At 57.2% G+C, this 13015-nt stretch carries 8 protein-coding genes; 5 read left to right on the top strand and 3 right to left on the bottom strand.

Annotation, left to right across the window (positions count from 1 at the left end):
• The first annotated feature begins 23 nt into the window (after positions 1 to 23).
• Entirely contained in the window at positions 24 to 506 is a 483-nt protein-coding gene (locus tag VHE34_RS04905) for a glutathione peroxidase (protein ID WP_325585230.1), read from the top strand.
• 1 nt (position 507) lies between these two features.
• Here VHE34_RS04905 and VHE34_RS04900 read toward each other — a convergent pair whose 3' ends face one another.
• Positions 508 to 1356, bottom strand: a complete 849-nt coding sequence (locus tag VHE34_RS04900; RefSeq protein ID WP_325585228.1) for an aldo/keto reductase — start codon at positions 1354 to 1356, stop codon at positions 508 to 510.
• A 62-nt stretch (positions 1357 to 1418) separates the two neighbouring features.
• Between VHE34_RS04900 and VHE34_RS04895 the strand changes: the two genes are divergently transcribed.
• The 4 genes from VHE34_RS04895 to VHE34_RS04880 are packed head-to-tail and all read left to right on the top strand — an operon-like array spanning position 1419 to position 9931.
• Positions 1419 to 4295, top strand: a complete 2877-nt coding sequence (locus VHE34_RS04895; RefSeq protein ID WP_325585226.1) for an alpha/beta hydrolase family protein — start codon at positions 1419 to 1421, stop codon at positions 4293 to 4295.
• A 55-nt stretch (positions 4296 to 4350) separates the two neighbouring features.
• Complete coding sequence (locus VHE34_RS04890; protein ID WP_325585224.1) at positions 4351 to 6801, top strand: ABC transporter permease; 2451 nt, start codon at positions 4351 to 4353, stop codon at positions 6799 to 6801.
• 59 nt (positions 6802 to 6860) lie between these two features.
• Positions 6861 to 7451, top strand: coding sequence for a TMEM175 family protein (locus VHE34_RS04885; protein ID WP_325585222.1), 591 nt, complete (start codon positions 6861 to 6863; stop codon positions 7449 to 7451).
• A 41-nt stretch (positions 7452 to 7492) separates the two neighbouring features.
• Positions 7493 to 9931 (top strand): FtsX-like permease family protein, encoded by a 2439-nt coding sequence (locus tag VHE34_RS04880; RefSeq protein WP_325585220.1) that lies wholly within the window; start codon positions 7493 to 7495, stop codon positions 9929 to 9931.
• A gap of 3 nt (positions 9932 to 9934) precedes the next feature.
• On the opposite strand, the gene VHE34_RS04875 is transcribed toward VHE34_RS04880, so the two are convergent.
• Both VHE34_RS04875 and VHE34_RS04870 read right to left on the bottom strand, forming a co-directional pair.
• On the bottom strand, positions 9935 to 12076 hold the full coding sequence (locus VHE34_RS04875; protein ID WP_325585218.1) for a TonB-dependent receptor: 2142 nt from the start codon (positions 12074 to 12076) through the stop codon (positions 9935 to 9937).
• Positions 12077 to 12079: 3 nt separating this feature from the next.
• A complete protein-coding gene (locus VHE34_RS04870; protein ID WP_325585216.1) occupies positions 12080 to 13015 on the bottom strand; it encodes a sugar phosphate isomerase/epimerase in 936 nt (311 codons plus the stop codon).

The raw sequence follows: 13015 nt of genomic DNA, 5'->3' as shown, positions 1-13015 counted from the left end.
ACGCAAATCTTTATATTGCCGGTATGGCAAACGAATTTTATGATCTATCGGCCCAGACCCCACAGGGGCGGACCGTAAATATGGGGGATTACCGGGGAAAGGTCGTGTTGGTGGTCAATACGGCGACGCAATGTGGGTTGACGCCGCAGTTTGCGGGTCTGGAACGGCTGCATCAGCAGTATAAGGACGCGGGACTGGTGGTGTTGGGATTCCCCTGTAACCAGTTCGGGTCGCAGGAACCGTTATCGGATGGCGAGATGGAGCAGACCTGTCTTGTCAATCACGGAGTGACGTTTCCCTTGTTTGCGAAGTCGGATGTCAACGGGCCGGGGACGAACCCGGTATTCCGCTTTCTGAAGCGGCGGCTGGGCGGGTGGTTTGGAAGCCGGATCAAGTGGAATTTTACGAAATTCCTGATCGACCGGCAGGGGCGGCCGGTGAAGCGGTTTGCGCCGGTGACGAAGCCGGAGGCGATGGAGGCGGAGATCAGGCGATTGCTTGCATAGGTCAGCGTTCGAGCTGTTCGAGCATCTCTTCGGTGAGCCCGACGTTTTCGGCCGCGACATTCTCTTCGAGGTGTTTCACGCTGGAGGTGCCTGGGATCAGCAGGTTGTTGGGCGAGTGATAGAGCAACCACGCGAGGGCGACCTGGTGGGGGGTGGCGCCGATGTTTTTGGCGACCTTTTCCACCGAGGACATGCCACCGAGATTGCCTGCGTTGATGGGGTTCCAGGGAATGAAGGCCTTCCCGGTGGCCTCGCAATATTGCAACACCGGTTCCCATTTACGAAAGTCCTGGCTGTACTTATTCTGCACCGACACGATGTCGATGTATTCCTCCGCCTTTTTTATTTCGTCCACCCCGACCTCGGAGAGGCCGATGTGCTTTACCAGTCCTTCCTCTTGTACGCCCTGCAGGAATTCGAGGGTCTCTTCGAAGGGAACGATGGGGTCGATACGGTGCAGCTGATAGAGATCGATGCGATCGACCTTCAGGCGGGCAAGACTTCCTTCGAGGGCTTCCTTGAGATGGGCAGGGCCGGCGCTGACATGCCATTGGTTGGGGCCGGAGCGCAGGAAGCCGCCCTTGGTGGCGATGACGAGGCCTTTCGGATAGGGATAGAGGGCTTCGGCGATCAGCTCTTCGGAGACGTTGGGACCATAGCTGTCGGCGGTGTCGATGAAATTGACGCCCAGTTCGACGGCGCGGCGGAGGACGCGGATGGATTCCGCTTTGTCCTTTGGCGGACCCCAGATGCCCTGACCGGTGATGCGCATGGCACCGAAGCCCATGCGGCGGACTCTCAGGTCCCCGCCGAGGGTGAAATCTTTTTGGAGATTGATTTTCGTGCTCATGTCAGGGTAAACGCGCCAGTCGGGGAATTTGTTTAAATTCGTCTGAACCAACAAATCTGCACATGAGAACCTGTATTACCGTACTGTTTTTTGTTGTGTTGGGTCTTCCGGCCCAAGCCCAAAAAAAAGCCCTGGACCCTTCCGTCTACGACAAGTGGGAGAGCATCGGGGAACGGATGTTGTCACCGGATGGGAAATGGCTGGTCTATACGATCACACCGCAGGAGGGCGATGCCCGGCTCGAGGTGCGGGGTACGTCCAATGAATATGCAAAAGAGATACCGCGTGGGGTGGATGCCCTTATTACCGAAGACGGGCGGTTTGTCGTTTTTTTGATCAAGCCTTTCTTTAAAGATACGCGGGAGGCCCGCATCCGCAAGCGGACGCCGGATCAGATGCCCAAGGATAGCCTGGGTATTTTGGAGCTGGGGACGGATAAATTGACCAAGGTGCCCAGGGTGAAGTCCTATAAATTGGCGGAGAACTGGCTGGCGTATTTGCTGGAGAAGCCTGTCATCGTGCCGGATTCGGCGACGCGGCTGAAGGGACTGCTGGCGCGAGCCGATAGCCTGGCTAAACTGGCCGATAGCCTGAAGCGGCAGGCGGCCGAGGTGGAAACCAAGGGGTGGAAGGCGGTTAGAACTGCGGGGGCGCGTGCGAGTGAACCCGAGGCGGGGACCGGTCTTGTGTTGGTGAATTTGGGAACCGGTCTTGAGAGGCGATTCCCGCTGACCACTGAATATTGGATCAGTACGAAGGGCAACACCCTGGTGGTGGAGACCGATACGCTGGCCAGGGCCCGGGTGCTTTGGGTCAATACCGGCAGCGGGCGGGTCGATACGGTCCTGCGGGGCTTTAACGACGCGAAGAATTACGCGTTGGATGAGGCCGGCGGGCAGCTTGCCTTTGTGGCCGAGCGGGACAGTGCGGCCAAGGCGCTGCTTAAATTCTATAAGCTGTGGTACTATACCCCGGGGATGGACAGTGCGGTGATACGGGCCGATCGGAGCGGACTTGCCGCCGGATTGACGGTGAGCCCGGACTATGGCAATGTATTCAGCAAGGATGGAGACAGGCTTTTCATTGGCCTCGCGCCGATCCGACCGCCGAAGGATACGGCGCTGGTGGATTTCGAGACGGCCCGGCTGGATGTATGGAACTATAATGACGATTACCTGTCACCGCAGCAGCTGGTGCAGGTGAACAATGAACTCAAACGGAGCTACCTCGCGGTGTTGCCGAAAGGTGGGGGAAGGGTGGTGCCGCTGGGTGACGCCAATTGCGAGACGGTGATCCCTTCGAAGGAGGGGAACGGACGCTTTGCCCTGGGGATGAGTTCCCGCGGGTACCGTATCCAGCAACAATGGGAAGAAAGCGGACTTCAAAAGCTCTTTCTCATCGATCTGCGCGACGGCAGCCGGAAGCTGATACGGGACAGGGTTCGGGGCGGGGCTACCTTGTCGCCGGGCGGCGACTATGTCTTGTGGTATGACTGGAAGGGACATAACTGGTACACTTATTCGACCGGTAGTGGGAGGGTGGCCAATATCACGGCGGGTATCCGGGCAGCGTTGTATGATGAGGAGGATGATCATCCCGATGACCCGCCGCCACATGGGATGATGGGCTGGCTCGAAGGGGATCAAGCGGTGTATGTCTATGATAAATTCGATATCTGGCAGTGCGATGCAACGGGGCAGGTTGCACCCGTGTGCCTGACGCGGGGGATCGGCCGGCGGCACCAGCTGACCTTCCGCCATGTGCGGCTTGATGGCGAGGAAAGACGGGGTCGGGGCTTGCGGCAGGATTCGGCCCTGCATTACCGGCAGCAGCTGTTGCTGACGGTATTCGATCAGCGGGAGATGAAGGCGGGGCAGTTGTTCTACACGATCGGCGAGCCCTTTGCGCCGGACACGGTCCATTCGATGACGGCCGCCCAGAGCTTCAGCGGGTTCTTCAAGGCAATGAAGGCGCCGGTGTATGGTTCGCTGCAGGGGAGCTTTGACAAATCCTATGATATCTTTGTGGGCGGCAGGCAATACAGTCATATCAACCCGCAGCAGGCGAATTACAACTGGCTGACCGTCGAGCTGCATCATTGGAAGATGTTGGACGGGAAGGTGAGCGAAGGCCTTTTATATAAACCGGAGAACTTTGACCCATCGAAGAAGTACCCGATCATCTTTTATTTCTATGAGCGGGATGCCCGGACCCGGTACAATTACATTGCGCCGCAGCCGGTGAGGGCGTCGATCAATGTCGCTTATTTCGTGAGCAACGGGTACCTCGTGTTCGATCCGAATATCTATTACAAGACGGGGCAGCCGGGGGAGGATGCTTATAATTCGGTGGTGTCCGCGGCGAAATACCTATCGAAGTTCCCCTGGGTAGACACGACCAAAATGGGTTTGCAGGGCCATAGCTGGGGTGGGTACCAGGTGGCGTATCTCGTAACGCGGACGCACCAGTTTGCGGCGGCGGAGGCGGGTGCGCCGGTGGCGAATATGACCAGCGCGTATGGCGGGATCCGATGGGAGAGTGGGATCAGCCGCCAGTTTCAATACGAGAAGAGCCAGAGCCGGATCGGCTCGACGTTGTGGCAGCGGCCGGATCTTTACCTGAAGAACTCGCCGCTTTTCCGGGCGGACAAGGTGACGACGCCGTTGCTGATGATGCATAACGATGCGGATGGGGCCGTGCCGTGGTACCAGGGGATCGAATATTTCTCGGCGCTACGGCGGCTTGGTAAGAAGGTCTGGCTGATCGAGTATAACGGTGAGGGGCATGGACTGACGGAGCGGAGGGACCGGAAGGACTGGTCGATCCGGCTATCGCAGTTCTTTGGCTATTACCTGAAGGGGGAGCGGCCGCCGCGGTGGATGGTGGAGGGCGTGCCGGCGACGATGAAGGGGATCGATTGGGGATTGGGGGCCGACTAGGGGCAGATGCGGTTTGAGGGTGACGGAATGAAGCGTTAACCTAAACGAATAGATCATGTTTCGTAACTACTGGAAGGTGGCTGTGCGCAGCCTGTTGAAAAGAAAGGGATTCACCCTGATCAATATCCTGGGCCTGGCCACAGGGATGGCCGTGTGCCTGTTGATCGTGTTGTTTGTCCGCCACGAGCTGAGCTTTGACCGGTGGGAGGTCAACGGCGACCGCGTTTACCGCGTGGTGCTTGAACGGAAATATCCCGGGCGGCTGACCTCCTATGCCATCATTCCCTTTTCGATCGGTCCGGCCATCCGGAAGGAATTTCCCGAGGTGGAGGAGCAGACCGGGTTTGGGGATTTCACAGGAACGAATACGATGCTGGTGCGGATTGGCGACCAGCGGTTCGAGGAGCGAAATGTGCTTGTGGCCGACAGCACGTTCTTTCGCGTGTTCCCGATGCGACTTTTGGAAGGGGATGTCGCTTCGGCGCTGGATAAGCCGGGGATGGCGGTGTTGACCGAGAGCACGGCAAAGCGCCTGTATGGATCGCCGGCCGCGGCCATCGGGAAAGAGTTCGAGACGGACAGGCAGCAGCGGTTCCGTGTCAGCGGGGTTTGCCCCGGCTTGCCGGAGAACTCCCATCTACGGCTTAACATCCTGCTTTCCGTGACGAGCTTTCCGTTTGCGCGGAATACCAACTACACCGGGTTCTCCACGTACACCTATCTTCTTTTGAAGCCGAACGCTTCGGCGGCCGGGCTCGAGGCACAGCTCCCGCAGGTGGTCAAGAAGTATGTCTCAGGGGAGATCGCCCGTAATTTCGGGATGACCTATGAGCAATTCATCGCGGCGGGCAACGGCTATCACTACTACCTGCAGCCGGTGCGGAACATCCATCTCGATTCGGATCTCGAAGCCGAGCTGAAGCCCAATGGCAGCCGGCGGGCTGTGGCGATCTTCGGGATCATCGCCGTGTTCATCCTTGGGATCGCGGGGATCAACTTTATCAACCTCTCAACTGCGCGAAGCGTCGAGCGGGCCAAGGAGGTGGGTGTCCGCAAGACCTTTGGGTCGGGTCAGCAAAGCCTCGTGTGGCAGTTTCTGCTCGAGTCGGTGCTGGTGAGCGTGCTGGGCATTCTGCTGGCCGTCGGGCTTGTGGCCGTGGCGCTGCCTTTTTTCAACCGGCTTTCCGGCGAGGCTTTCTCGCTGGGGATGCTGCTGACGCCCGTTACGATCCCGGTGTTGCTGGCTTTTGGCATCGGGGTTGGGTTGGTCGCGGGCCTTTATCCCGCTTTTGTGTTGTCCTCCTTTCAACCGATAAAAGTGCTGAAGGGGAAATTCCAGTCCAACGCGTATGGCGTGGCATTGCGGAACGGGCTTGTCATCTTCCAGTTCGCGATCTCCATCGTGCTGATGATCTGTACCATCGTCGTCAACCGGCAGATGGGCTTTATGCTTGGCGATAAGCTGGGCTTTGTGAAGGATCATATCCTCGAGATCGAGCGGACCGATCTTGTGGATTCGAAGACCTTTGCTTTCCGCAATGAGCTGGCGGGGATCGCAGGGGTCGAGAAGATCGGCGGCGTGTCGAGCATGCCGGGCGAAGGAAATTTTTTCGGCGTTGCCTGGCAGCCGGTGGGCTCCAAGGAATCGATGACGGGGAGAGGGATCGTCGCCGACGCCTCTTTTGCCGAGACCCTTGGGCTTACGATGAAAGAGGGCAGGTTCTTTAATAAAAGCTTCCCAACCGATTCGCTGGCTGTTGTGCTCAATGAGAAGGCGGTGGCGGCTTTGGGCCTTAAGGAGCCGGTGATCGGGACGCGACTGACCACTACGAGTGAGTTCCTGAACCCGAAACCGGACTCGTTCTATACCTATACCGTGATCGGCGTCGTGCGGGATTTTCATTACCAGAGCCTCCACCAGGCGATCAACCCATTGGTGTTCACCTCGGCGTCGAAGTTTGGGGATGTGACGGGAGTGACGGCCGTGCGGATCAGGGGGGATGCATTTGCGCCGGCGATCGCGGCGATCGAGCAGAAGTGGCGGCAGTTTGTTCCGGATCATCCGTTTCATTATACCTTTCTTGACCAAACGCTGGCGGCGCAATACCGGCCGGAGCAGACTTTACAACGTATCTTTACGGTGTTTTCGGCACTGGCTATCTTTATTGCGTGTATCGGCCTGCTGGGGCTTGCGGCCTATGCTACGCAGCAGCGTATCCGGGAGATCTGTATCCGGAAGGTCTTGGGCGCCAGGGTAGGGACGATCGTGGGGTTGTTGTCGAGGGATTTTGTGAAATTGGTGACGATCTCGGCGCTAGTGGCCTTCCCGCTGGCGTATTGGGCCATGCATTCCTGGTTGCAGGGGTTTGCTTACCGGGTGGGGCTGAGCTGGTGGATCTTTGTGCTGGCCTGGGGGCTGTCGTTGGGGATTACGTTGCTGACCATCGGGTTTCAAGCTTTGCGTGCGGCGGGTATTAATCCGGTTACTATCTTGCGATCTGAATGATTTTCCACCGGTCCTTCGGCCAGCCGGCCTGCGGCCGTCTCTGAATAAACGATAACATTATGAAGAAAGGCCGGTTAGAAGCGTTTAGCGATGGGGTCATCGCGATCATCATTACGATCATGGTGTTGGAGCTGCATGTGCCGCATGGAGAGGGATTGCGTGATCTGGGGCCGTTGATCCCGGTCGCTCTGAGCTACGTCCTGAGTTTTGTGCTGGTGGGCATTTACTGGAATAACCATCATCACATGTTGTATGCCTGCACCCGGGTCAATGGGGCCATCCTGTGGGCGAATCTGAACCTTTTGTTCTGGTTATCGCTGATGCCATTCGGTACTGCGTGGATGGGGGAGAGTCATTTTGCGAAATGGCCGGTGGTGCTTTACGGTGGCATTCTTATCATGAACGGGATCGCCTATACGATCCTTTGCAACCTGCTGGTCAAGGAGGCGGGGCCGAATTCTCCGTTGGCGCTGGCCTTGAGCCGGGACTGGAAAGGGATGACTTCGATTGCCATCTATGCGGCGGCGATCGCGGTTGCCTTTCTCAATCCGCTGTTGGCGTTTGGGATGTATGTGGGGGTGGCCATGCTCTGGCTGATTCCGGATCGACGAATCGAGCGGAATGTCGCCAGGGAAGATGGGGCGGAATGAAAGGATGGTCACCGTTTTTTTTCATCTGTAAAATCTTTTTCATGATACGGAACTACCTGCTGACCGCCTGGCGGAATCTCCAGAAGAACAAGTTCAATGCGGCGATCAATATTATCGGGCTTTCAGTGGCTTTCACCTGCTGTATACTGCTGTTTTTGATGGTGCGGCATGAGTTTTCTTATGACTCGTTCCATATGAACGGCCCCCGGCTGTACCAGGTGTATGAGAATACGCGCCGGGCAGAGGGGGATGACCGGGCCGAGAGTATGGCGGTTCCCGCAGCGCCAACTTTCAAGAAGGAGGTTGCCGGTGTCATTGCCAGCACGGGGTTTGAGACTGCGGGCGCGGGTATCCGTTATAAGGGGAAGGAGGTGTACCAGGGGCTGCAGTTGGTAGACCCTGACTTTTTCACAATGTTCTCCTTCCCGATCGTTGCCGGGAATGCCACCACGCCGCTGGCGAGCGTAAATGATGTCGTCCTATCCCGGACCACGGCGAAGGCGCTTTTCGGCAATGAAGACCCGGTGGGGAAGGCGGTGGAGATCCGGGCCCTGGCGGAATGGAAGGCCGTGACCGTGTCGGCGGTGATCGCTGATCCCCCGTATAATTCTACGCTTAAGTATAATATCCTGGCACGGACCGAGATCCGGCCTGATTATCCCGACCGGAAGAACAACTGGAATTCGCAGGATCATCCCGTGTTTGTACAGCTGGCGCCGACCGCTTCGGTGGTTGCGGCGGAAAAGGATTTTCGGGCGCTTGTCAAGCGGCATAACCTGGCCGACAGCAGTTTTTTGCGCACCCGCGGATTCCTGAAAGATGAACATGGCGACTACTTTTCTCTCCGGCTGGAGCTGCTATCCGACGTGCATTTTGACCAGAAGCTGGGCGGAAGCGACTCCATTAACAAGACCTATCTGTATACGCTGGTGCTGATCGCTATCGTCGTGATGGTCATCGCCTGTTTCAATTTCGTCAATCTCAACGTGGCGCGGAGTTTCACCCGGGCCAGGGAGGTGGGTATCCGCAAGACGATCGGTGCAGACCGCCGGCAGATCTATTTCCAGCTGTGGGCGGAGAGCCTGTTGTTGTTCCTGGCAGCCGTGGCCATTGCCGTAGGCTTCGCCTCTTCGCTGCTGAAGCCTTTTAATGACTTATTTACGGAGAAATTGCAGTTATCGACGCTGCTTCAGCCGGCGGTTTTATCGATTGCGCTGGCGGGGGCCATTGTCGTATCATTTTTGGCGGGCGGATATCCCGCCTGGCTGGTATCGCGGTTCAATACCGTAGAGGTGCTGAAAGGGAAGGTGTCCGTCAATCGGAGTAGCCTCTTGCGAAATGGGCTGATCACCTTTCAATTTGTGCTGGCCAGTGCACTGATCAGTGGAACGCTGGTGATCTACCGGCAGTTTACCCATTTGCGGACCGCATCGCTGGGATACACGACGGAGTCGGTCATCAGTATCCCGGTGCGGAGTCCCGAGAATTCACAGCGGTATGCCGATGAATTGCGGATGGCCCTCGGTTCTCAACCCTGGATGGAGGCGATCACAGCCAGCTCGATCAATATTGGGATCGGCGAAGACCAAAGCATGAGCCATAGCAATACGGGTTTCACCTACAAGGGGCAGGGCATCAGCACGGCGATGCTGGAGGTAGATTACGACTATCTGTCCGTGTTGGGGATAAAACCGGTTGCGGGTCGCGATTTCAGCCGGGATTATGCCACGGATACGTCGAGCAAGGTCACCAATGTCATCGTCACCGAGAGTATGGCCCGGCAGTTTGGGATCAAGGATCCGAAGGAGGCGGTAGGCTTTTCTTTCTTTGTCGACAGTTCTGCGCCGAAGTGGAATATCGTCGGGGTCATTCCCAATTTCCATCTCTATTCGATGAATGAGCGGATGAATCCGACGACTTTGTTTTTGAACCGGCGGGGTGGTCTTTCCTATCTTTTTGTCAAGGTGCGGACCCAGAACCCCAACGTGACGCTGGGGCTTGTGCAAGCGGCATTCCATAAACTGGAGCCGGACAATACGAAGGCGGCCTCTTATCTCACGGAGAATACGCGGCGCTGGTATGAGAAGGAGTCTCGGCTGTCCACTATTTTCTTCAGCTCGGCCTTTATTGCCGTGTTGCTTTCCTGTCTCGGGCTTTTTGCGATCGTTTCGCTGGTGATGGAGCAGCGGCGGAAGGAGATCGGGGTACGGAAGGTGTTGGGAGCTACTCTTTTTTCCATCACCGGATTGTTGTCGAAGGACTTTGTCGTGCTGGTGGCGATCGCCTTTGCGATCTCTACGCCGGTGGCCTGGTATTTCCTGCACCAGTGGCTGCAGGATTTCGAATACCGGACCGATGCGTCGTGGTGGATCTTTGGGTTGGCGGGTGTGTTGACGCTGGCGATCGCCCTGGTGACGGTGGGGATACAGACGGTGCGGGCGGCGTTGTCGAACCCGGTGAAGTCTTTACGGAGCGAATAGGATTTACCAACTGGTTTTCAACGTAATTCCCCAGGTGCGCGGGTCGCCGAGGTGGACGGCGCCGAAGTCGTAAGCATATTCGATGTATTTGGCGTCGCCGAGGTTGCGCATCCAGAACCAGCATTCGAGATGGGGGAGGGTGAGGCCGGCGCGGATATTGACGAGGCTGTGAGCCTGTTGGACAATGTTGTTGTCCAGGTCGAAATATTCCCTGCCGAGCCAGAACCATTCGCCTCTTGCGACGAGGTCGAGGTGGCGGCGTGTGCTGAGCGGGAGGGTGTATTGCGGCGCGAACATCGACGTGAATTCGGGGGTGAAGATCTGTTTTTTCCCGGCGAGGTCGACGGCCTGGCCGTTCTCGGCAATATTTAAGGACTTATAGTGGGCGTCGGTATAACCGAAGCTATAGATGAGTTGCAGGCCGTTGACCGGGTTGGCGGCGGCTTCGAGTTCAACTCCCTTGCTGATCAGCTTGCCGGTGTTGCGGGTGACGGTGATGGCGCTGGGGAGGATCAGCGTGGGAACCTGGGCGTTCGTGACATGGGTGAGGAAGGCCGTTGCGTTGAGCTGGATGCGGCGATCCCAGAAGGTATTCTTTATTCCTATTTCGACGTTGTCACTGTACTCGGGGTTGTAGGGATACAGCGGGGGCTGGGACGGATCGGGGGACAGTTGGGTCAGTCCGCCCGGGCGATAGCCGCGGCTGTAAGTGGCGTAGAGATTGGTGTTGTTGCTTGGCTGGTATGCGATGCCGGCCTTTGGTGAAAGGGCGCTGAAATGCAGGGCGGCGTTTGTGTCGGGTGTGGTGGTGATTGCAGGTTGGCCATCGGGTTGGAACTGCTCCCTTACGTCCAGGTAACGATGTTCGTAGTCATAGCGCAGACCGGCGATGAAAGTGAGCTTGTCGGTAGCTTTGTAATTCGCCTGGCCATAGCCGGCGACGCCGGTATTCTTTCCCTTTGTGATATCGATACTGGAAAAATCGGTGATGGGCGAGCCGAGGAGGCCGGCGTCCGCGCCGTAATGGGTCGCTTGTCGGTTCGGGTTGTACTGGTGGAAGAAATAGGCGCCGGCGGTCCAGCTGAACGGCGAGCTTTTGCGGTCGGAGGAGGCGAAGCGCAGTTCCTGTGTGAAGACCTGTACGTTGTTCCAGGATCTTCCGAAGTCATTGATGATAGTGACTCCGTCGATCGGGGAGAAGTCGCCATCGACGGAGGGTTGATAATACCGATGGTTGTTCTGCCAGGCCGTGATGGAACTGAGGTTGAGGGCCTGGCTGCTGTGATTGATGACGAGGGCGGCGTTGAGGGTATTGTCGATCATTTTGCCAATGGCGTTTTGATCGAGATGGAAGGGATGGGTGAAGGCCTCATCGACACTGGTCGAGAGGGGGAAGGCGCCCCGGTTGCGGTTGTTCTCGTGTTTGACATTCAACGTGAGCGACCATTGTTTGCCGGGGAGGTATTTCAGATAGTAGTTGCCGGTGAGGGCTGACTGCCGGTCGAAGGAGCTGTTGTTGAAGTCGTTGGTGTAGTAACCGTCGCGCTTGTTGTAGGCCGCCGCGGCGCCGAAGAACAGTCTGTTTTCTACTACCGGTGTGCGGATACCGGCGGCATAGCGTTGCTGCTTGTAACTGCCTTCATCTATTTGAGCAAAGCCATGGGTGTTGTTGTCGGGTTGTTTGGTGATGATATTGATCACCCCGCCCATGGCGTTGCGGCCATAGAGCGTTCCCTGGGGGCCGCGGAGGATCTCGATGCGTTCGATATCGTTCAGCTCGGGGATATAGGTATCGAGGCTGAATTGGTTTACCCCGTCGATATACGTCGCGACGGCCGGATCATAGGACGTTGTCGTGACCCCACGGATGGAGGTGACGTTGCGGCCGTCGCCGGAGTTACCCGAATAGAGATTGGGAACGATGCCGGTGATACCTTTTATATCCCAGAGGCGAAAGGCGTCCACCTGTTTCGATCCGATGGCCGTTACGCTGACCGGCACCTTTTGCAGGGGCGCCTCGCGTTTTTCGGCGGTGACCGTGACGGAGTCGAGCTGGGTCTGGGCGGTGGTATGGATCAGGAGGATAAGGTGGAGGGCGAGGATTGGGGCGACGCGGCGGGTGAGGATCAGTGAAAGGCGTTTCATTCTTTAAGCACTCAGAATTTTGGTGAGATTGTTATAGCTTGTCCGGATGCTGGCGTAGGCGTCTTTTGGCATGTCATGTTCTACAAAGAAATGTTTCATGCCGGCCGTGGCTGCGTTGGCGAAGATACGTTTAAAGTCGACAACGCCGGTGCCCACGGGTGCGGGACCTTCCCGTTTTTGATCGAGGTCCTTCACATGCCAGAGTGGGAAGCGACCGGGATGGGCTTTGAAGAGCGCAACGGGGTCGATCCCGGCCTTGGTCGCCCAGCAGAGGTCGAGCTCCATTTCGATGTCGGGGTGGAGGTCCTTAAGGAACATCTCGTACGCGGTGGCGGTTCCGAGCTTTTCGAATTCCTCGGTGTGGTTGTGATAGCACAGGGTGATGCCGGCTTTTTTACAGGCTTCGCCGGTGTTGTTAAGGATATCGATGGAGCTTTTGACTTCGTCCATCGTGTGCGTTGGGATATTGGCACAGACGAGGTAGGGGAAGCCGCCTTCGGCCGCTTCGTCGACCAGCTGTTGCCTATTCTCCTTCAGGTTGTGCATCGGCGGGAATTTGATGGGCTGGCCTTTGGCGTCGAGCATCGGCTTGGCGTTGGCGGGCATTTTAAAGGGCGCGCCCAGCACATGGTGAGATTGCCAGGACATGCCGCTGTCCTTTACCAGTTTGGCGAATTCCTTCGGCTTCATCCCATAGTAGCCGCCTTTCATGCTGAAGGCCGACTCGATCTCTTTATAGCCGATGGCGGCAATCTTTTTGAGGGTGCCGGGGACATCCTGGTCGATGATGGGGAAGAAGGTGAAGAGCTGGAGGCCGATGGGGTGGAGGGATACGGGGCTTTCTGTGTTGCTGAAGAAGGCCTGGGCCTGTTTTCCGAGAGCGAACGTGCCGAGAGCGGCGGCGCCGGTATATTTAAGGAATTCTCTTCTGTTTGACAT

The organism is Puia sp. (genome assembly GCF_035546395.1).
Classification (GTDB): Bacteria; Bacteroidota; Bacteroidia; order Chitinophagales; family Chitinophagaceae; genus Puia.
Note: the sequence above shows the minus strand (reverse complement) of the source record. Positions and strands in the feature narration are given on the sequence as shown.

Coding starts and splice junctions, on each gene's coding strand:
- VHE34_RS04905 (WP_325585230.1), top strand. CDS start 24: ATGGCAAACGAATTTTATGATCTATCGGCCCAGACCCCACAGGGGCGG.
- VHE34_RS04900 (WP_325585228.1), bottom strand. CDS start 1,356: ATGAGCACGAAAATCAATCTCCAAAAAGATTTCACCCTCGGCGGGGAC.
- VHE34_RS04895 (WP_325585226.1), top strand. CDS start 1,419: ATGAGAACCTGTATTACCGTACTGTTTTTTGTTGTGTTGGGTCTTCCG.
- VHE34_RS04890 (WP_325585224.1), top strand. CDS start 4,351: ATGTTTCGTAACTACTGGAAGGTGGCTGTGCGCAGCCTGTTGAAAAGA.
- VHE34_RS04885 (WP_325585222.1), top strand. CDS start 6,861: ATGAAGAAAGGCCGGTTAGAAGCGTTTAGCGATGGGGTCATCGCGATC.
- VHE34_RS04880 (WP_325585220.1), top strand. CDS start 7,493: ATGATACGGAACTACCTGCTGACCGCCTGGCGGAATCTCCAGAAGAAC.
- VHE34_RS04875 (WP_325585218.1), bottom strand. CDS start 12,076: ATGAAACGCCTTTCACTGATCCTCACCCGCCGCGTCGCCCCAATCCTC.
- VHE34_RS04870 (WP_325585216.1), bottom strand. CDS start 13,015: ATGTCAAACAGAAGAGAATTCCTTAAATATACCGGCGCCGCCGCTCTC.